General features: G+C 56.8%; 19 protein-coding genes and 2 pseudogenes. 7 read left to right on the forward strand and 14 right to left on the reverse strand.

The genetic code is table 11. The annotated features are described in order from the left end of the window. Positions 1-83 precede the first annotated feature (83 nt). Positions 84-1,253, forward strand: a complete 1,170-nt coding sequence (locus QSV77_RS24600; RefSeq protein ID WP_302735476.1) for a zinc-dependent alcohol dehydrogenase — start codon at positions 84-86, stop codon at positions 1,251-1,253. A gap of 9 nt (positions 1,254-1,262) precedes the next feature. Further along, entirely contained in the window at positions 1,263-2,057 is a 795-nt protein-coding gene (locus QSV77_RS24605) for an SDR family oxidoreductase (RefSeq protein ID WP_302735477.1), read from the forward strand. A gap of 5 nt (positions 2,058-2,062) precedes the next feature. Here the strand turns inward: QSV77_RS24605 and QSV77_RS24610 are convergent, their stop codons facing one another. The 8 genes and pseudogenes from QSV77_RS24610 to QSV77_RS24645 form a co-directional block, all read right to left on the reverse strand. Beyond that, complete coding sequence (locus tag QSV77_RS24610; protein WP_302735478.1) at positions 2,063-2,686, reverse strand: cysteine hydrolase family protein; 624 nt, start codon at positions 2,684-2,686, stop codon at positions 2,063-2,065. A gap of 12 nt (positions 2,687-2,698) precedes the next feature. Continuing rightward, positions 2,699-3,357, reverse strand: a pseudogene (locus QSV77_RS24615) (DUF6766 family protein). Between the two features lie 75 nt (positions 3,358-3,432). After that, positions 3,433-3,933: a ferritin-like domain-containing protein gene (locus QSV77_RS24620; RefSeq protein WP_302735479.1), complete on the reverse strand. Its 501-nt coding sequence runs from the start codon at positions 3,931-3,933 to the stop codon at positions 3,433-3,435. Between the two features lie 43 nt (positions 3,934-3,976). Next, positions 3,977-6,130, reverse strand: a complete 2,154-nt coding sequence (gene catE, locus QSV77_RS24625; protein ID WP_302735480.1) for a catalase C — start codon at positions 6,128-6,130, stop codon at positions 3,977-3,979. Between the two features lie 76 nt (positions 6,131-6,206). Further along, a complete protein-coding gene (locus tag QSV77_RS24630) occupies positions 6,207-6,809 on the reverse strand; it encodes a general stress protein (protein WP_302735481.1) in 603 nt (200 codons plus the stop codon). Positions 6,810-6,837: 28 nt separating this feature from the next. Beyond that, positions 6,838-7,155 carry a PepSY domain-containing protein gene (locus QSV77_RS24635; RefSeq protein ID WP_302735482.1) on the reverse strand — a complete coding sequence of 106 codons (318 nt, stop codon included), beginning with the start codon at positions 7,153-7,155 and terminating at the stop codon, positions 6,838-6,840. 233 nt (positions 7,156-7,388) lie between these two features. Beyond that, entirely contained in the window at positions 7,389-8,006 is a 618-nt protein-coding gene (locus tag QSV77_RS24640) for a flavodoxin family protein (protein ID WP_302735483.1), read from the reverse strand. A gap of 97 nt (positions 8,007-8,103) precedes the next feature. Then, on the reverse strand, positions 8,104-8,511 hold the full coding sequence (locus QSV77_RS24645) for a low affinity iron permease family protein (RefSeq protein WP_302735544.1): 408 nt from the start codon (positions 8,509-8,511) through the stop codon (positions 8,104-8,106). A 503-nt stretch (positions 8,512-9,014) separates the two neighbouring features. On the opposite strand from QSV77_RS24645, the gene QSV77_RS24650 reads away from it, so the two are divergent. Both QSV77_RS24650 and rpsU read left to right on the forward strand, forming a co-directional pair. Then, on the forward strand, positions 9,015-9,482 hold the full coding sequence (locus QSV77_RS24650) for a heme-degrading domain-containing protein (protein ID WP_302735484.1): 468 nt from the start codon (positions 9,015-9,017) through the stop codon (positions 9,480-9,482). An 88-nt stretch (positions 9,483-9,570) separates the two neighbouring features. Beyond that, positions 9,571-9,801, forward strand: coding sequence for a 30S ribosomal protein S21 (gene rpsU, locus QSV77_RS24655; protein ID WP_302735485.1), 231 nt, complete (start codon positions 9,571-9,573; stop codon positions 9,799-9,801). Positions 9,802-9,855: 54 nt separating this feature from the next. On the opposite strand, the pseudogene QSV77_RS24660 reads toward rpsU, so the two are convergent. The 5 genes and pseudogenes from QSV77_RS24660 to QSV77_RS24680 form a co-directional block, all read right to left on the reverse strand. After that, a pseudogene (locus QSV77_RS24660) lies at positions 9,856-10,140 on the reverse strand (hypothetical protein); the annotation flags it as partial. Positions 10,141-10,245: 105 nt separating this feature from the next. Next, a complete protein-coding gene (locus QSV77_RS25860) occupies positions 10,246-10,407 on the reverse strand; it encodes a GSU2403 family nucleotidyltransferase fold protein (protein WP_368045867.1) in 162 nt (53 codons plus the stop codon). A 76-nt stretch (positions 10,408-10,483) separates the two neighbouring features. Then, entirely contained in the window at positions 10,484-11,572 is a 1,089-nt protein-coding gene (locus tag QSV77_RS24670) for a patatin-like phospholipase family protein (protein WP_302735487.1), read from the reverse strand. 86 nt (positions 11,573-11,658) lie between these two features. Beyond that, entirely contained in the window at positions 11,659-12,885 is a 1,227-nt protein-coding gene (locus tag QSV77_RS24675) for an MFS transporter (protein WP_302735488.1), read from the reverse strand. Continuing rightward, the gene (locus tag QSV77_RS24680) at positions 12,882-14,408 is read right to left on the reverse strand and encodes an FAD-dependent oxidoreductase (protein ID WP_302735489.1); all 1,527 of its coding nucleotides are present in this window, start codon (positions 14,406-14,408) and stop codon (positions 12,882-12,884) included. Before QSV77_RS24680 ends, QSV77_RS24675 begins: the two co-directional genes overlap by 4 nt. A gap of 44 nt (positions 14,409-14,452) precedes the next feature. Here QSV77_RS24680 and QSV77_RS24685 point away from each other — a divergent pair, with 44 nt between their 5' ends. Further along, a complete protein-coding gene (locus tag QSV77_RS24685; protein WP_302735490.1) occupies positions 14,453-14,947 on the forward strand; it encodes a MarR family winged helix-turn-helix transcriptional regulator in 495 nt (164 codons plus the stop codon). Positions 14,948-15,104: 157 nt separating this feature from the next. On the opposite strand, the gene QSV77_RS24690 is transcribed toward QSV77_RS24685, so the two are convergent. Beyond that, a complete protein-coding gene (locus QSV77_RS24690) occupies positions 15,105-16,106 on the reverse strand; it encodes a sensor histidine kinase (RefSeq protein ID WP_302735491.1) in 1,002 nt (333 codons plus the stop codon). Positions 16,107-16,268: 162 nt separating this feature from the next. Here QSV77_RS24690 and QSV77_RS24695 point away from each other — a divergent pair, with 162 nt between their 5' ends. Both QSV77_RS24695 and QSV77_RS24700 read left to right on the forward strand, forming a co-directional pair. Then, positions 16,269-19,385, forward strand: coding sequence for a response regulator (locus tag QSV77_RS24695; RefSeq protein ID WP_302735545.1), 3,117 nt, complete (start codon positions 16,269-16,271; stop codon positions 19,383-19,385). Positions 19,386-19,615: 230 nt separating this feature from the next. Beyond that, positions 19,616-20,245: a hypothetical protein gene (locus tag QSV77_RS24700; protein WP_302735492.1), complete on the forward strand. Its 630-nt coding sequence runs from the start codon at positions 19,616-19,618 to the stop codon at positions 20,243-20,245. Positions 20,246-20,317 lie beyond the last annotated feature (72 nt).

The following is a 20,317-nucleotide window of genomic DNA, read 5'->3' on the forward strand; positions in this document are numbered from 1 at the left end:
GTGCGGAACTTTGAAGAGCGTCGCCGGTTAGGCGGAAACGTCACTCATCCGATGCATCCACCGACACGGGAGTAGTACAGACCATGAAGGCATTGACCTGGCACGGCAAACACGACATTCGCTGCGAAAGCATTCCCGATCCGCAGATTGAGCACGGCCGCGATGCCATCATCAAGGTGACAGCCTGCGCGATCTGCGGTTCCGACCTTCACCTCTACAATGGCATCATGCCCGATATGCATAGTGGCGACATCATGGGCCACGAAACCATGGGTGAAGTTGTCGAAGTTGGAAAGGACAATAAGTCGCTGAAGGTCGGTGACCGCGTTGTCGTACCCTTCACGATTGCCTGCGGCGCGTGCTTCTTCTGCAAAAGGGGATATTATTCCGGCTGCGAGCGCAGTAACCCCAATCCGCATAAAGTGCGTGAAATGTGGGGGAATTCCCCGGCCGGGCTGTTTGGATACACCCATCTTCTGGGCGGATTCAGCGGAGGACAGGCCGAGTATATGCGGGTTCCTTTTGCCGATGTCGGACCCGTCAAAGTTCCGGATGGCCTGACGGACGAGCAGGTTCTGTTCCTGTCCGATATTTTTCCGACCGGTTACATGGCCGCGGAATTCTGCAATATCCAGCGCGGTGATACAATCGCCATATGGGGCTGCGGACCCGTGGGGCAGATGGCTATCCGCTCCGCCTTCCTGCTCGGTGCCGAGAGGGTTGTCGCCATTGATGCGGTAACGGAACGTCTCGAACTTGCAGCGGCTGCGGGCGCGCTGACACTGAACTATCTCGACGAGGATATTTACGAACGGATCATGGAACTGACCCATGGCCGCGGTGCAGATGCCTGCATAGACGCGGTGGGGACAGAGGCGGATCCGGCGGCGGGATGGGATTCCCGGCTCGACCGCATCAAGGTCGCCACCTTCATGGGAACCGACCGTCCGCATGTGCTGCGTCAGGCGATCTATTGCTGCCGCAACTTTGGCACCGTCTCGATCGTCGGCGTCTACGGCGGTCTTCTGGACAAGATACCAATGGGTTCTGCGATCAATCGCGGCCTGACCTTCCGGATGGCGCAGACGCCGGTGCAAGCCTATTTGCCAGCCCTGATGGACCGTATCGAGAAAGTCGAAATCGACCCTTCCTTCATCATCACTCACCGCGCCTCCCTCGATGAGGGGCCTGATCTTTATAAGACATTCAGTCATCGCGACGATGGCTGTATCAAAGTCGTGTTGAAGCCATAGGAGGCGATCATGATGGCGGAAAAATCTGGAAATGGCCTCGCGGTCATCACAGGCGCCTCGACGGGCATCGGTTACGAGCTGGCCAGGTGCGCGGCACAGGACGGTTATGACCTCATCATCGTCGCCGACGAGACGGAAATCGAGACTGCGGCAACCAAGTTGTGGGCAGCGGGCACACAGGTGGAAGCGGTGCAGGCCGATCTTTCGACGCAGACAGGCGTAGAGAAACTTCTCTGCCACATCGCGACAAAAGAGCGTCCGGTGGATCTATTGTTCGCTAATGCCGGACAGGGTCTCGGCAATGGTTTTCTCGACCAGAGAATGGAGGCGATCCAAAAGGTGATCGCCACCAACATAAGCGGCACGGTCGCGCTGGTACACGCGATTGGCAGCGGCATGCGCCAGCGAGGCAACGGGCGGATTCTGTTGACGGGATCCATTGCTGGTTTCATGCCCGGCACCTTTCAGGCGGTGTATAATGCTACCAAGGCCTTTATCAATTCCTTCTCTTTCGCGCTTCGGGAAGAACTGGATGGCACGGGTGTCACAGTCACCTGCCTGATGCCCGGAGCAACCGAAACGGCATTCTTCAAGCGCGCGGATATGCTCGACACGCCAGTCGGCAGACAGAAAAAGGACGATCCCGGCTTCGTCGCGCAGACCGGTTACGACGCGATGATGAATGGTGATGGCGATGTCGTGTCCGGCTGGAAAAACAAGCTGATGTCGGCCGCGGCGAATGTGACGCCGGCTGAGACCCTTGCCAAACAACATCGAAAAATGGCCGAACCGGACGGGAAATAACGCTCCTACCGCCTTTTTAATTGGGGCGCAGATTGCAAAGGAAGCGCCGCAAGAAGGGTCGCGGTATTACATACCTGCAACTGCGTGGAAAAACGGCCAGACAGCAGCTTCAGGGCTGCGTCGTGTGTGGCGTCCCTTCCGCTGCAAAGCGCGTCTTCGACCAGGATGACGTGAAAACCCTGATCTATCGCCCCCAGCACGGTGGCAAGAACGCAGACATCGGTCTCTCCGCCAGTGATCACCACCGTCGAAACATGCTCTTCCCGCAGGATGTCGCCCAGGCCTCCATATTGCCACGGAGAATAAACGCTTTTGCGGAAGATCCGGGCAGGCGGAATGTAGCGCGACAGCGCGGCAATGACATTGATGAGTTGAGGCGCCAATTCCCGACGTGTCATCATCGGCCATTTTTCGTAATAAGCCCGCCAGGCGCCGGGAGCGTCCTCGACGGTTTCCGGAGGCACAAAACAGGTGAAGATGCATCGGGCCGGATCGACTTGAACCAGAGCCTCCACCTGCCCGCTGATACGCTCCATCCATTCGACATGCCAGTGCGTATCTTCTGCGAAAATACGCTGCATGTCGACGCATAGGTGCCGCCAGTCCCCATCGGACGAAAACTCGATCAATCCCTCCTCCCCTTATCCGCCGGTTTCACCGTGAGGCGCAGCAACGGGCTTTGATTCCGGCGACCCCCGGAAGCGCAGAAAGATGGAGAGGACGACCAAAACGGCGGTCGAGAGAAACTCCGATTGCCAGTTCTGAAAGGATTCGAACCAGAACTCCACACTTCCCAGCTGTGCAACCAGCGTCGTTACCGGCTCGCCATGCATCGCAGCCTCCTCCGCCGCCGCCTCAGCGCTGTATTTCAGATGCAGGACAAAACTAACGATAAAGAGGGCAAACAGCACGAGCCCCAGAGAATAGGAATAAAGGGCGCGAATAAAACTCCCTGCTTTCACCGGCCAGGGCGCTTGCGGATCATCTTTTTTTGCGCCGGGTCTTCATCCTGCAATGCCGTTTCATCGGGGTCCCTGGATTCCGACGAGCCTTTTTGAAAAAGAAACGCAGTCAGCACGACATAGGCCGACATCTGGAGAAACTCGCTTTCCCAGTTTTCAAACAGAGCTGAAAGAAAATGACCGCTCTTTGCGTAGGAAAAAAGCGTAAGGGGGATGGCCTGATGCTGCGCGAGCTCGTCGTTGTAAACCGCCCAGCCAGTTGCAAGCATCCCGCCGATCGTCACCAGGGAAGCGACGACAAGGACAATGGTCAATCCATTGTCACGAAACAGCCTCATGGTTCAGCCTCGCGGAAACGGACATTCGGCAGAAGGGGAAGTGTCGCTTATGTCAGCGACACTTCCAGTGTTGGATCACGCCGCTTTTGTTTTGCCCTTGACGTTGGCGCTCGCCTGGGCAAGCGACGAGAGAGCTGTATCAGTCGCGCTTTCCTCACCAAGCGTCTGTTCGAAAAGCTTGGCTGCTTCTTTCATGCCAAGCTCTACCGCCCAGGTCTTCAGCGTGCCGTAACGGGTAATCTCGTAATGCTCCACGGCCTGTGCCGAAGAGATCAGCCCGGCATCAAGCGCCGGCGAGCCCTTGAACTCTTCCATGATCTCCTCGCCTTCGGCGATGATGCCCTGGATTGCTTCGCAGGTCTTGCCGCGTGCCGGCTTGCCAAGCAGTTCAAAGACATTTTGCAATCGCTCAACATGGACCTCGGTCTCGTCCCTGTGTTTTTCGAATGCCGCCTTCAAATCCGGTGACTGTGCAGCCCGCGCCATTTTGGGGAGCGCTTTGAGGATCTGCCGTTCGGCAAAATAAATATCCTTCACCGTGTCGAAGAAAAGGTCTTCCAATGTCTTCTGAGCCATTTCAGTCTCCTGTTGCTTGCTGGTGAGTGGCAATGAGTGTTTGTTATCCTTTATCGACGGGAACGGAGGCCTTGCCGAGTTTCAGCGATGGCTCCCGGGCCCAGATCCGCAGCTTGCCGAGTTCGGACACGAAGGCTGCAAGCCCTGCCTCGCCTGGCAAGGGCAGAACGCCTTCATCCATGGCATCGGCAATTCCGGCGATTTCCAGTAATGGCAGCGCCGAATGTTCGTAGCCGATGAATTTGCAGTGCTGGAATGCGTCCGCGACGAAATCCCGGGCAGTTGCTTCCTTGGTCAGTTCGTTGACGGCCGCCGCCGATGTCAGCAGCGCCACCGCGTCGAAAAGAACCGAGGGACCGCCATCGATCATGTGGTGTGCTTCGACGAAGGTGCCGTCCGAGGCTGTTACACCGCCGACTTTCGGCGCTATCAGCTCGACGACAGCCTTTTCCGCAGTCACCGCCTTGGTCAGCCCTTTCAGCAATTTCGCATCAACGCCGTCGGTGATGAGGATGCCGAGCTTGCGGCCTTCAAATCGCTTCGGACCTCGTTGAAGGATGCTGAGCGCCTCTGATGGTTCAAGGTCCTGACGGGTTGGCACGGCCGCGTCGGCCGGCTTCGGCATGAATTGCAGACCAAGTTTTTGCGCTACGGTTGTGGCAAGTGTTTCGTCGATATTAAGAAGATGCGAAACCATCCTTTCACGAATGACCACAGTTTCGACCTTGCTAAGTTCGAAGGTGAGCGCCGAGGCAATATGACGTTGTTCGGGCGGCGTCTGGCTGATGTAGAACTGCCGCGCCTGGCTGTAGTGATCGGCAAAACTTTCCGGCCGCAACCTTGCCTTTGGACCCTGCTCCTGCGCCGCGGAATGCTGAAAACCTCGCTCCGGAGATTCCCGCGGCCCTTCCCCAAAAGAATTCGGCTGATAATTGGCCCGTCCTGTCGGATTGCGCATCGCCATATGGCCGTCCTGCTGGAAATGCGCGAAAGGACACTTCGGTGCATTGATGGGCAAATGTGTGAAGTTCGGTCCACCGAGACGCTTCAGTTGCGTGTCGAGATATGAAAAATTCCTGCCCTGCAACAGTGGATCATTGCTGAAATCTATGCCCGGCGGCACGTTCTGCGTCATGAACGCCACCTGTTCGGTTTCGGCAAAGAAATTGTCCGGCATGCGATCGAGCACCAGCCGGCCGACCGGTTTCGGCGCCAATATCTCCTCCGGAATGATCTTGGTCGGATCAAGGACGTCGAAATCGAAGCTGTCGGCGAAATCCTGGTCGAAAAGCTGAACCTGCAGCTCCCATTCCGGAAAATTGCCCGACTGGATCGAGGTCCACAGATCACGACGATGGAAATCAGGATCGGCACCATTGATCTTCACCGCCTCGTTCCAGGCCACCGACTGCAACCCAAGCTTCGGCTTCCAGTGAAACTTCACGAAAGTCGATTGCTCCTTCGCATTGATGAGACGGAACGTGTGTACGCCGAAGCCTTCCATGAACCTGAAGGAACGCGGGATGGTGCGGTCAGACATGATCCACATGACCATGTTCATGCTTTCGGGCGTGAGGCTGATGAAATCCCAGAATGTATCATGCGCCGTTTGTGCCTGCGGAAAGGCGCGATCTGGTTCCTGCTTGGCAGCGTGGACGAGATCCGGAAACTTGAGCGCGTCCTGAATGAAGAACACCGGGATGTTGTTGCCGACGAGATCCCAGTTGCCCTCTTTAGTATAGAGTTTCACGGCAAACCCGCGCACATCCCGCGCAAGATCAGCAGACCCCTTGTTGCCGGCAACGGTCGAGAATCGCACGAAGGCCGGGGTCTTTTCACCCGCCCTCTGGAAGAGGTCAGCCTTGGTATGGGCGGCAAGCGATTCATAAGTCTCGAAATAACCATGTGCCCCATAACCACGCGCATGGACCACGCGTTCGGGAATTCGCTCGTGATCGAAGTGGAAAATCTTCTCACGGAAATGGAAATCATCAACGACGAGCGGTCCTCGAGCGCCGATCCTGAGGGAATTCTGGTCGTCAGCAACCGGACCGCCCTGGGCGGTGGTCAAAACAGGTTCGTCACCGGTCGCCCTCTGGTGCAATTCGCCACCCATGCCCCGGGAGAGCTTCTGGTCATGAATGGTAACGGGGGCTGCCGCGCCGGCGGTTGAGGGATGTTGTGGTGTTTTGGCCATGTTAGCTCCTGAGAAAGATTGACCAAGGGCCAGCGGCGCAGCCGTGCCCCTTGGTCAAGGAAAGCGGACAGCCCGATCAGATTGCCGAACGGCGATACCGGTTCCGTTCCTGCTCGATATCTTCAGCTGCGTAAGGCCTTGCCGTCTCGTCGAAACGGGTCCAGCCCTGGTCGCGATAGGCAGCGCGACGTTCCGGCAGGTCGACATAGTTGGACCGCTTGAGGATATCTTCCGCCACCGATGCGAGGTCGTCGTCCACCCTCGCCGTAACGACGGTGCCGCCTCTTCGCACGCCTTCCGCATAAAGGTTGGCGTCGTCTTCGGAAACGCCGGATCGGGTCATCGCCCCGATCAGTCCACCTGCGGCACCACCGGCAACGGCGCCACCTGCGGCGCCGACGGCCGTTGCAGCAAGCCAGCCAGCCGCCACGACCGGCCCGACGCCGGGGATCGCCATTAATCCGAGACCGGTAAGCAAACCGCCGGCACCACCGACTACCGCGCCAATTCCCGCGCCAGTACCGGCACCTTCGGCGGCATTGGAATCCTCTCCATGTCGACTGTCGGCGTTACTCCCGACAATGCTGATATCGCCTGACGGGACGCCCGCACTCTCAAGTTCACTGACAGCATTGCTTGCGTCATCATAATCGTCGAAAAGTCCAGTAACGGTTCTCATATTACTTCTCCCAAAAAATCTGCGCGCCTTACTTGGCGACGACGTTGCCCTGGTAATCGAGCGCCAGGGTCACGGTTTTTCCGTCCTTCATCCCCGATGCCATCCACACGCCCTTGTCATCCTTTGCCAGGTCCTTGACCTGGGTGTAACCGGCTTCTTCCATCCGCTCCTTGGCCTGAGCCTCGGTGAAGCTGTTGGCGCCTTCCACCGGAGCGGTGGGGTTCTTGGTATCCGGTGTCGACACAGCCGGCGTATCGCCGCCGGGATTGGCTGTCGGTGCCTGCTGGGCAAAAGCCGAAAGGGCGGAGCCCCCTAGAAGCAACGCCACGAAAACAGTCTTCTTCATCTGGATTTTCCTCCGTTTGGATCATGTCGCGCGCCCTTGAGAGACGGGAATTCCGTCTCTGGCCTTTGTGGACGCCCTCCCGAACAAACCGGATTGACGAGAGTTCCGAAAATAGTGAGTGGGTATGGAAAATACCTTTTCATCCGGTGGCCGTTATAGGACAGGCAGCGAACTTCAGGCTTCTGTCAGGGAGAACCGCGAGGGCACGCGATGACAAGCAACTGCAAAATGCTTTAGTCTTCACTGGCCGGATATTGAGCATTTTTCAAAAGAGTGGCCAGATGCATGGTATTGCGCACGAGCATACTGATCATGCTCTTCACAGCTTCCGGGGTTTCTTCAAGCTCGACAAAGTTTTTTGAACCCATCGCCTCGCCAACCCAGTAGGCCACTGCGTTTGCGGGAATCGTAAAACCGACATCATTCAGCGCCTGAAAAAGTTCCGCCGAAACATGGTGGGCACCATCTTCATTTCCGACGACCGCAACCGCAGCAACCTTGCCGTAGGAGACCATCCGACCCTGCTCATCGGTTTCGTCAAGGAATGCATCCATGCGCTCCAACGCCCTCTTGCATACGCTTGAGGGCTGTCCGAGCCATATCGGTGTTCCCAAAAGAAGAATGTCGGCGGCGAGGATTTTTTCCCGGACGGCTGGCCAGGCATCTCCTTCCCCCTCATTGGAGGTGACGCCGGCTTTGACGTCATGATCGGCAAGCCTGATCGTCTCGACTTGAACATCATTATCACCAAGCTCCTGGAGGATGAGCTCCAGCAATCTTTCCGTCGATGAGTGTTCAGTTGCTGCGGAGGACTTGAGGGTCGCGTTTAATGCAAGGGCTCTGAGGGCCATGGTAACTCCTTCTAACAGGCGATACTTCGCCGTTTACTGGTTTCGATGAGCAGCGCCTGAAAAAGTTCCGCCCTCCCCTCTTGCAAAATCCCCGTGATCAACGTCGCGAGAGCAACCGGGTCATGGCGTGGTGGGGAGGAGGCTTTTCACCTTTTCGGCCACACTCTTTTTCCAGGCGCGCACGGATATCGTCGATTTCCTCCTCCGTGAGGTGCTCGATCCCGATGAAGTCTGCACGAGCCTGCTCAACAGCCCTCAAGAGCTCATCAAGTTTTGCCTCCATCGCCGCAGAATCCCTGTTCTGCGAATTCTGCACGAGGAAGATCATGAGAAATGTAACAATGGTCGTACCCGTGTTTATGACGAGTTGCCAAACCTCCGAAAATCCAAAGAGCGGCCCGCTGATACCCCAGATGATGACTGTGCCGAGCGCCACCACAAACGCTGTTGGCGAACCGGAAAAAGATGCCGTACGACCCGCAAAAACGGTGAAGAATTTTTTCATAGCGCGCTGCACCTTGCGGCTGACACCGATGCCGACGCAATACGCACCTGTCATCCTGCTCAAGAAGAGCGGTTCAGAAACGTGCGCCGCGTTTGGATGACCGCACTAACAAAGGAAGTGGGCGATGGTTCCCAGATTATTTCGCCGAAAGGCGGAAGCGCCCTGCTTCAGTTGCGGAAATGGAAACTGCTAAAAAATATCGACGCTGATACGCCGGTTTCTGAGAGAATATTTATATTATAGCCTCAGAATAAATCGAAAAAGCATCAATTAACGCCTAATTGCCTTCAGGGAAGGCTGATTTATGAAGCAATCGCTATCCCATATTAAAAAACGTCTTCCTGGCCACGCGCAGGAAAAGAACGGAACCACTTCGCGGCTGAATCACACTCTGGCTGGGGAAAAATCCAGATCGGCGAATAGAAGCACTTGTGGGTAAAGCAGAGGCTGGGGCGAATTCGGCGCCGAATAAACCCCAATACTACGACAGGAGAACCGCTAAAATGACAGAACCAACACCTTCACTGGCGGCTTTGGCCGAAGAGCAAAAGTCGCTGGAACTGGCGGCGTTCAACTACGAGTTCGCCTGGGCGCTTGGACAACGAATTCGCCATAGGGCGCATGAGGGCAATTTGCCGGTGGCCATCGAAGTTCGCCATGGCATGGACGTCATTTTTGCAACGCTAGTTGGCAGAGCAACGATCGACAATTTCGACTGGACTCGCCGGAAATGCGCAGCAGTTCACCGTTTCCATCGCAGCTCGCTGCAACTCAGACTGGAAGCTGAAGAAGGGGGCTATGATTTCAATCAAAAATTCAAGCTTCCACCGGCCGACTACGTCGCAAGCGGAGGCGGCATTCCATTGATCCTAAAAGGTGGAACGCTTATCGGCACAGTTGCAGTCAGTGGCCTTCCGAATGTCGAAGACCACAATCTGGCAGTGACCGTGCTCAGAGAACTCTTGTCATAGATGTCAGTTGCAGCTTGGTAGATATTGGCTTTGGCGCGAAACCGGATATTGTAGCAGCGCATACAATGATTGGTGTCGAGAGGGATATATGCAGGTTCTCGTCCGCGACAACAACGTCGATCAGGCACTACGCGTTCTCAAGAAGAAGCTTCAGCGTGAGGGCATTTTCCGCGAAATGCGTCTGCGTGAAGCTTTTGAGAAACCGTCCATCCGCAAAGCGCGAGAAAAAGCTGAAGCGATCGGCCGTCAGAGAAAACTGGCCCGCAAGCAAATGCAGAGAGAAGGTCTCCTTCTATCAAAACCCAAGAAGGGCAAATGATCGCGACTTGCACTGCGTGGATACAGAACGACAGGCTGTGACGCCCATCGACTGTCATGCCGCAAATGTTTTGATCATGCTTCGGACTTTTCCCTCTCCGTCTGCGGTGCCATTCCCACGGCTCCGTTCGGCGCTTGCGTGGGTGCCGTTCACGACCAAATCCCCAACGATGCGGTGGTGATATATACGCGGATTGTGCAAGGTTATGGTGTGGGCGTTTCGCCGATGACGATCAAGACCATGGCTGCGTTTTGCTGCAGAAGCGCCAAGGGCATCGAAAAGGACCGTGGAGGCATCCAGGATAAGGTTGCTGACGAGCGTGACCGACTGGCTGACCTCGGATCCGCATCACGGTTTGCAAGTGCAATGCGATCCTCATCTTTCTCACGTTCTGATGCAAGATGACCTTGCAGGCCCCCTCATTGTGGCGGGCTTTAACCAGATTTATGAAGAGCTTACCTTTCCGAAGCCAAATGTTTTCCGCAGGCTGCCGTCCAACGCCTTTGCGGGCACAGGCAGCCGGATACAGTGATTGGCGGCATAACATCCGAACGCGGCTGTGCCGACAAGGACGCCATGGAACCGGAATAAACCGATCGATGCCAAGACCTCGACAACTCTGCCTGGGATGCGATCCAGAGCAACTAAGGTGAAGTGCAGACTTTTGTTGCTCCGCTGGAATTTATTGCGAGATGGTAAACTCCGGGTGCCGAGTCCAAAGGCGACCCTCGAGCGTCTTTCGGTAGCCGATGCGATAGACTGTACGCATATAAGCGCCGTTTAGTGGGTCGGTCATGGAATAGGGTACCTGCTGATCAATCCACGCTATCGCAACGTCGATGCTCGATCTTTGTCTGAAATTATAGAGGGCAATCAACCCCTGCTTGGTCTGTGATTTCAGGAGTATAGCATACGCTCGCGCCATAATCGGCAACGCCTTACTGGCAGTCATCGAAAATTCCGGTATTAGCGCGTTGTTGATGATGACATAGATGTGCAGTTTCCCCTCGCCAGTGCGGCCTGGCGCGACGATCAGCTGTTCAGGCAACGTGAAAAACTGCGCCGAACTGCCTCCATCGGAGTGCAGCTCTTCAATTCGCCTGCCGTCAACCACCGTGTTGATGGAAACAGGCGGGAAGATGCCCGGAACGCTTGCCGAAGCAATCAATATCTGGCGAACCAGGTGAAGAGCGTCCGCCCTCTTGGTGCTAGCAATCGCTCCTATGTTCCAGACAACCGCGCGCTGTGTGTCGAGGTTCGTCGTCATTACGAGAAGGCGGCGACCCGCGCGATGTTGTTGTGCAATCTGGCCGAGGATTTCCGGGGTGATGTTGTCTTCGACCATCTCACGGAGCGCCTTTCCCTGAAGAAGGCTTGCGGAAAAGACACCAAACCCTCGCCAGTCGATGTCGACGAGACGGCGGGCGTCATCGGAAAGATAGAAGCTTCGTAGTCGCCCATCATAATCGGAGCCAAGAAACGCAAATGGCGCGATGAGTGCTCCCGTGCTGACCCCAGTTACGATCTGGAAGCTTGGCCGGGTACCAAGTTCGCTCCAGGCAGAAAGAACGCCGACCGAGAAAGCCCCACCTGCACCACCGCCCGATATGGCGAGCATAGCGGGTTTATCCTTGCCTATGATAGGCCGCCATGGGTCGTACACCGATTTTGGAGCTCGCGGGTCATCCGCGTGAGACCTGATATTTTCGAAACCGATGATCTGCGCGCGACTGGCTTCTGATGCGCTATAGGTGGGGCGATTGGGCGCCACACACCCTCCCGAGACGAACAAAATGGAGATACAGAGCGCAATCAAATTTGGCCAAGCCCCCGCCAATACCGGCACAAGGCGCATTGTTACACCTCGGAGGCGCCGTGCCGCGGCAGCCGGGCCGCCGCGATGACGGCTCCGGTAATGGCCACAGCTACGGCGATGCCGATCCAGACGCTGTAGAACGCGTATCCCAGTATAAACCCGCCCAGAACTGGTGCGACAACATCCGTCACCGCGACCAGGGACTGTGCTGCACCCAAAACCACGCCCTGCCGCTCGGAAGGAACATGGATAGACAGCGCCGCAAGGTAAGTCGGCTTTGCAAGGGCATCGCCCGTGCTGACACACACAACGGCGATAACAAGCACGGGTATGCTGGTAGCAACGCCTGCTGTGAGGAAGCCTGCTGAGATCAAAAGAAATATCAGGAGAATCAGGTTGCGCTCGGTGAGACATTTGCCAAGCCAGCCCAACAGGAAGAATTGCGCAAAGACATTGACCGCCCCGTCCGTCATGATGAGATAGCTCAGTTCCTTTGCGCCAAAAGCATGACCACGCCACACAAATGTATCACCAAGGAACACCGGTATTTGCGAGATATAGGTGCTGTAGGCGAAGAAGTGGCAAAGCATAACGACGACGAGAGCACGGACGACCGGTGACGCAAGGATTGCGCGAAACGAAATCTTTTCGCCCTGTGGCCGCCTTTCCATGGACTTTGTCGGCTGCCCCTCGTCCAGGCAAAGCGATGTGACAACGATTGAGGTAACAACAAAACCAAGCGCGACCAGAATGGGTACCGTCAATGATATGTCGGACAAGAAGCCCGAAAGCCCCGCGCCGACAATGCCGCCAAGGCCCGCACCTGCCATCAAAATGCCCATGGCCCTCCTGCGGCTTCCGATATCGGTATGATCCGCAATATAGGCTGCAGTGACCGCGATATTTCCTCCCGTGAGCCCAAACAGCGCACGAGCGATCAGGATGAATGCGACACTCGGTGCAAACGCGAGCAGCAAAAGGCTGGCCGCCGCAATCAATTGGCTCATCAACAGGACATGCCTGCGGCCAAAACGATCTGACAGCTGGCCAAGAGCGGGAGCCGAGGCAAATTGGCCGACAGCCTCTGCGGCAATGACAATGCCAAGAACGAGGGGAGAGCCCCCCAGGCTGCGGATCTGGAACGGCAGAACCGGCAAGACAGCAGCCGTTCCCGCAGCATGGGCGAAGACGATTGCGAAGACGGGAAAGATAATCCGCCAATCGAACGGTTTTGCCGCAGCAATTTCAGATAGCGGCTTGGTTGTCATAGTCCGTGCCTCTTGCATTGAGTTCCACACAACGGCAGGCCTACACGGTCGAGATAGGTTTCAAGCTGCGCCTTGCCAGCTCCATCAAGCGCCAGGATCGCGCCAACATATCCATCAGGTCTGATCAGTACGCACTCGTCCGGCGCCAATCCGTACGCATTGCGGGCGCACCCAAATGCATCGAGCACATCCCCGCTCTGATCGAGACGGTGGATATGCAATCCGGATCGGGATTCCACGCTCCGTTGTCCGTTTACGAGGAGCGTCCAATGCGGACCGGCGAACAACTGGAAGAGCCGTGAAGGCTGACCCGCCGCCCCCAATACCGGTGCGTCCGGTGCACGATCGCCTGCACGTAGGCCGTGGCTGCGGCTGGCCGCGCCGAGGGAGAGTGATGATTGCCGATAGCCGATATCGAGCTGGTGTACCTCGCGGCCACGGCGCACCTCGCCCTGCTTGCCAGCATCAAGCAACCGGCTTGACAGGCCGAGAACCTCCTCCGCTACTGGACGGCGTTCGACCTCGTAGCTGTCGAGAAGCTCATCGTCGGTTCCGCAAAGCACGGCTGCGAGTTTCCACCCGAGATTGTAAGCATCCTGCACGCTTGTGTTGAGACCCTGGCCGCCAGTCGGCGGATGGATATGGGCGGCATCCCCCATCAGGAAGATGCGATCTTCCCGGTAACTGTCTGCTAGCCGGGCGTTCATCGTATAGGCCGATCCCCAACTGACCGTCTGCACCCTCACGTCGTTGTGGCCTGTCCTCTCGACGAGCATCTTTTCCAGGCCTTCGACGGAGAGATCAACGTTCCCCTCCAGCGGGATCGGAGCTTGAATCTGGAACAGATCGGTTCCACTGAGCGGACAAATGGCGATCATCCGTTGCATATCGCCACTGTTGAACTGCCACCATACATCGCGTCCGAGCCCGGTTAACGCAACATCGGCAACGATTGCGCGAACACCCAGCGTCTTGCCGGGAAACGCGATGCCAAGTGCCTGCCGTACGAGGCTGCGGCCTCCATCTGCGCCGACGAGATAGCGTACGCGAACGGTCTCCGCACCTGTTGAACGAGACAGATGGGCAGTGACCCCGCGGCTGTCCTGCTGGAACATGGTCAATTCGCATCCGAACTCGACCCGGCTACTCAGTTCGGTCAGCCTGTCACGCAGAATCTTTTCCGTCAGGAATTGCGGGATCATCAGCGGAATGTGATATGGCTCCGCCGGTGTCACAAGAGACCGCTCCCCGAGATCCTTTTCAATGAAGCTCCCGTCGCCGCAATAATCGCGCATCGGGGGGTAGAGGCCACCAGCAGCAACAACCTTGTCGAGGATACCGAGATCCTCGAATATCTCCTGCGTCCGCGGCTGGATGCCCTTGCCTCGTGAGCCCGCGAACGGTTCGCTGGCCTTTTCAACCAGGCGGAAAGAAATCCTTCGCCGTGCAAGCTCGATCGCCAACGTTAGGCCAGCCGCTCCCGCACCGCAGATGAGCACATCTGTGTCAAAATCGTTTGTCATATCCACCTCTATATGTGTACTATGCACACAATAGGAGATACGACATGCCGTCAACAAAAAATGTGCAAAATACACATATTAACCAAAAAATCCGGGAACTACACGGTTCGCTGATTGATATCGTCATCCTTATGAACCAGCCCCAACGCGATGAGGCACTTGTCCGCGAAGCTGGAATTGCGCTTGACCGCGCCCTTTTCCCCCTTCTGGTGGGGATTGAGCGGCGCGGCCCGGTCGGCATCGTGGATCTGGCGGCTGGCGTCGGACGTGATTACACCACGGTTAGTCGCCAGGTCGCAAAGTTGGAGAGCCTTGGACTTGCAGAACGGCGGCAAAGCCCCGCTGACCGCCGCGTAAACGAGGCTGTCGTCACGCCGAAGGGCAAGGCGATGACCGACAAAATCGATTCCGCACGTGAGCGGATCGCCCTCTCTGTCTTTGCAGACTGGGAAGCGAGTGAAATCGACGATCTTGTAAGGTTGATGCGAAAGTTCGCGGACGCCATGGGAGAGGAGGCTGGGAGCCCGGACGCTGGGTGAACCGCAAATTTGCGGGGGAGTGTGCCTGCCATTCCTTCCAGCCAAGCCTTAATCCTGAACGATGACCTGTATCTGACAGTCTCCCACGGACCGAACATCCTTTTCGTGTCTGTTTCAGGATATGGATGCGCCCGCCAAGCGAGCATGCGGCAACGCCTCAGGACGTAAGGCAACTCGCCTTGAACTTCAGCGTCACTATAACGCCGCCCTCAACCCAGTCATAACTGATCGCCCCACCCAGTTGGCCCGAAACTGTCCTGTGCAACAACTTGCTACCATAACCCTCCGTCGATGCGAGGGGCTCGGCGGTCTCGCCACCCTGCTCGTTCCAGATAATCTCGACGTGATCTTCAACCACAGCACCTGAAATATCCAGCAATCCAACATCATTCGACAGTGCCCCGTACTTCAGCGAATTCGTTGCCAGCTCATGGACGACAAGGGCAAGGCTCGTGGCAGCCTTCTCACCCAGCCCCATGCGCGGAACCGCGACCCGTATACGGCCGGCGAACGCTCCAACGTTATCGTAGGGCGCCAGAAGCACGGTAAAGAGATCACCAAGCAAAGCTGCGTTTCCCTGACCGTCGGGCAGAGGTCGAACCAGTTCATGTGCGCGGCCAAGGGCAGTCAGGCGCTGCGTTAACTGCTGCGCCATTTCCTCTTTTGTCTGTGTGGCACGCGACGTAATGTGGGTCAGGCCGGAAGCCAGGGCGAGAAGGTTCTTCACGCGATGGCTCATCTCGCCGGCGAGCAGCTCATGGCCCTCCTCGGCCTGCTTGCGTCCCGTGACATCAAGGAAAATACCGGTCATTTTCTTGGTTGCAGCGTCACCTTCGTTGCCTTGACCCCGCGCGGAAATCCACCGGACATCCGAGGCGTCCGTCAGGATGCGAAAATCGATTTCGAAGGGGCCGTCTATTCCCCGGGCAGCGACAAACGCCGCTCGCACGCGGTCCCGGTCAGCCGGATGGACCTTCGCCGACAGGTGTTCGAAGGTAAGGTCTGTCTCAACGCCGATGTCCCATAGCTCATAGGCTTTGGTGTCCATCACGAACGTATCGTCATCCACGATCCAGGTCCAGAGAGCGACCCCGGCCGATTTGATCGCCCGTTTGAGATCGTCAGCACTCCATTCAGGCTGCAACAACGCCTGGCTCATCGTCACATTTCTCCACCAGTTGCAAAAACCGACTAGCCCCAGAACTAACTGGCGGGGTGAGCGTTATCAATGGCGAATTGTGCCATGCGATGTTCTCACGGAAGGGCCATGACCTTAAAATTTTCGGACGATTACAAGGACATTTTTGTAGGCGATGGCGAAATGGCGCAATTAATGCGTAAGCGTGATTGGGCAAGTACCGCTCTCGGACCGCCTGACACCTGGCCTGAAACGTTGAAGGTGGCGCTGCGCCTGCTGCTGACGTCAAAGTTTGAGATGTGGCTCGGCTGGGGCCCGGACATTGCTTTCTTCTACAATGACGCCTATCGCCCGACGCTGGGCCACAAGCATCCTAACGCCCTCGGTGTACCGACAAAAATACTGTGGGCTGAAATCTGGGATGATGTGAAGGACAGGTTGGCAACCGTATACGAAACGGGTCAGTCGACCTGGGATAGGGCACTTCTGCTGCTGCTCCAGCGAAACGGTTATTCCGAGGAAACCTATCACACCTTTTCCTACAGCCCGCTTATCGGCGAGAACGGCGACGTTGAGGGCGTGTTCTGCACCGTCAGCGAAGATACGGAGCGGGTCATCACAGAACGCCGTGTATCGACGATGCGGGCACTAGCGTCGGGACTGGCGTCTGCTGAAACGTCGAGCGAAGTGATCAAGGCGTCACGCGCAGCTCTTTGCGAAAACTCCCGGGACCTGCCCTTTAGCGCGTTGTATCTTTTCGATGTAAACGGCCATGCGCAGCGTCAGTGGGTTTGCGGTGCGTCGGACGACCATATGCTTTTGCCGCCGGAAATATGTCGCGGAGATACCATCTGGGACCTCGAAACCACGTGGAAGCAACAGCCTGTCGATTTGATCGACCTGTCACGCATTGCCGATGTTCCTTCTGGTCCATGGCCGAAAGCAGCGACCCAGGCGGTTGTGATTTCCCTGATAGGCCAGGGCGGCGACAAACCGAAAGGTGTATTGATCAGCGGGCTTAATCCTCACTGCGCCGTGACCGACGAGTATCTTGATTTCCTGAAGCTCGTTGCAGGCCAGATTACATCTCGCCTTGCCAATGCCGAGGCATTCGAAACGGAACGGCAAAGGGCGGCAACGCTGGCCGAGGTGGCTGAACTCAAAGAGAGAGCCGCTATCGCTCTTGAGCAGCTTAACCGCCAGCTCTCGTCTGAAGTCGAACAGCGGACCGCGGAACGAGACCGCATGCGGGCCCTGTTTCAGCAGGCCCCCAGCTTCATGTGTATTCTGAGTGGGCCGGATCATGTTTTCGAACTCGTCAACGACGCCTATCTTCAATTGGTCGGGCATCGTCAATTGATCGGCATGAGTGTCCGGGACGCGCTCCCAGACGTTGCCGACCAGGGTTTTTTTGAGTTGCTGGATGGAGTGTATCGGTCCGGCAAACCTTACATCGGTCGCTCCCTTCCCGTTTCACTGCAGCGAGACGATGAAAAAGAGCCTGACAGGCGCTTCATCAACCTCATCTATCAGCCCATCTTTGATCAGACCGGAGATGTCACGGGCATATTCGTCGATGGTTTCGATGTCACGCACCAGAAGCGGGCGGAAGACCAGTTGCAGAGCCTCAATCACACGCTTGAGCAGAGGGTGGAGCAGCGCACCCACGAACTACGGAGCGCGCTTCTGGAACTGGAGAAAGAAACGGTCGAGCGCGAGACTGCGCAGCTCGCGTTGAGGCAGGCGCAAAAAATGGAGGCGCTGGGCAATTTGACCGGCGGCGTCGCGCATGACTTCAACAATCTCCTGCAGGTTGTCGGCGGCAACCTGCAGCTGTTGTCCGAGGACATCGGCGGTAACGCCCGTGCAGAACAACGCCTTCAGAATGCGCTGGCCGGCGTTGCCCGAGGTGCGAAACTGGCTTCACAGCTGTTAGCGTTTGGGCGTCGGCAGCCGCTCGAACCAAAAGTCGTCAATGTCCGCAAGTTGATCCAGAATATGGACGACATGTTGCGCCGGGCACTGGGAGAAGAGATCGAGCTTGAAACTGTCGTTTCTGGCGGGTTGTGGAATACGTTGATCGATCCCGGACAGCTGGAAAACGCCATATTAAACCTTGCTATCAACGCCAGGGACGCAATGGATGGCCGCGGGCGACTGACGATCGAGACGGCAAATGCCGTACTTGACGACGATTACGCACGCACGCACGACGACGTGAACCCGGGACAATACGTGCTCGTGGCGGTGACCGATACCGGATCAGGCATACCGCCGGACATTATTGAACATGTTCTGGAGCCGTTCTTCAGCACCAAGACCGAAGGCAAAGGCAGTGGTCTGGGCCTCTCCATGGTCTATGGTTTTCTCAAACAGTCCGGCGGCCATCTGAGAATTTACAGCGAAGTCGGGCTTGGCACGAGCATGAAGCTCTATATGCCGCGCACCATGCAAGTGGAAGACAGCCTGGCTGACGTTAGTGTCATCCCGACAAGCGGCGGCACAGAAACGGTTCTCGTCGTGGAAGACGACGACGGGGTGCGCGATACGTCGGTCGCGCTTTTGACCGATCTCGGATACAGGGTGCTGAAAGCACACGATGCTCAATCGGCATTTGCAATCGTCAACAGCGGCGTGCATGTCGATTTGCTCTTTACCGATGTCGTCATGCCGGGCCCTATGCGGAGCACGGAACTTGCGCGAAAGGTCAAGGGTCTTTTTCCAGACATCGCGGTTCTCTACACGTCGGGATACACCGAAAACTCGATCGTCCATGGCGGCAGGCTTGATACAGGCGTTGAATTGCTGTCCAAGCCCTATACGCGCGAAGCGCTTGCCCGCAAGGTTCGCCACGTGTTGAGTAACGCGCGGCAGCAGCAAATTGCGGTCGAGCAGCTCGACCGCGATGAGATAGCACATATGCAAAGTCATCCTGTGCCCCCCCTGGCGCAGGTACGAATACTTGTCGTGGAAGACGAGCCGCTTATCCTGATGTCAACAGTCGATATGCTCATTGAACTCGGCCACGAGGTATTTGAAGCCGGCTCGGCCGAAGAGGCACTTGCCGTTCTCGAGGCAGAAAAAATAGACGTCCTGCTGACGGATGTCGGTCTGCCGGGAATGTCGGGGACTGATCTGGCGCGGCAGGCTCGGGAGCGCTGGCCGGCCATGCATATCGTGTTTGCCAGTGGTGACGATGGCGCAAGATCGACATCTGGCATTTCGGATGCATTGCAATTGCCGAAGCCGTTCACAATAGACGGGCTGGAGGCAATCCTGGCTGAAACCACTTCGCGTTAAAACTTCAAGTTCACCTGCTGCTCTGGCGCTCGGCACCGCGGCAGTCTCGCACTGATATATTCGTCTCACTCGACAGACGCGGTACGCCACATGGCGCACCGCCTCAAAGGCAGGTGTTGAGGTCCGGTTATTCAGCGCCAAGTCATGTCTTCCATAAGCGCAGAGCGCCAGCGATCATTCGTTGCGATACTGTGGTTGACCTGCCAGGGTGCTCTCCCCATTTATCAAGCATGCCGAAAACCGAAAAACCCCACGTAGAGCTGCTCAGGACATGGACGCTGTCGCCCGCCGCCACGCTTGGGTCAGCAGTGCGGGCGAAGGGCATCCTTCAGGAGATAAAGTCCCGGCTCCCCTTCGTTTCTAAAAAAGCCCTTTCACTCGATGGCCCTGATCTGATCCTCGCGATGCCGGCAGATGAGAAAACTGCCTTTGACACGGCAGCGGTGATCATCTCGCGCGCGTTGGAAGGAATTGAACTCCTGCCGATCATTCCCCGGGAGATACAGGATATTCTCACCATCAAAGCTGGGGAAAGGCATCGCTGGCTTGCCGACGGGCGTCTCACGAGCGCGGGGACCAGAACGGTCCGGCTGAATGGGCGGGCTCGTCAGATCACGTTCCATGTCTTTGACCCCAAAGTGGTCGAAGATCTGCTTGACCGAGGCGTCGTCGATGAATGGCGCGTAGAGGATGCTGAGGCTAAAGCAGAAAAGAGGCAGCAAGCCGCATATCGAGCGAAACTGACAAGGTTGTTGAAGGCGAACCGCAAGGCAAAGAAAGATGCCCCGGACAAACCTGATCAAACGGCGTCAGAACTGAAAGGCTGGGAAGAATTTGATATTGACGGACTTCTTCGGTAGTGCCGGTGGACCCGGAACGGTCGTCGGTTAACAATCCCGCATTCGAGATCCACGCTCTGGCGCAGGATAATG

Origin of the sequence: Agrobacterium sp. V1, from assembly GCF_030518355.1 — a bacterium.
Taxonomy (GTDB): domain Bacteria; phylum Pseudomonadota; class Alphaproteobacteria; order Rhizobiales; family Rhizobiaceae; genus Agrobacterium; species Agrobacterium cucumeris.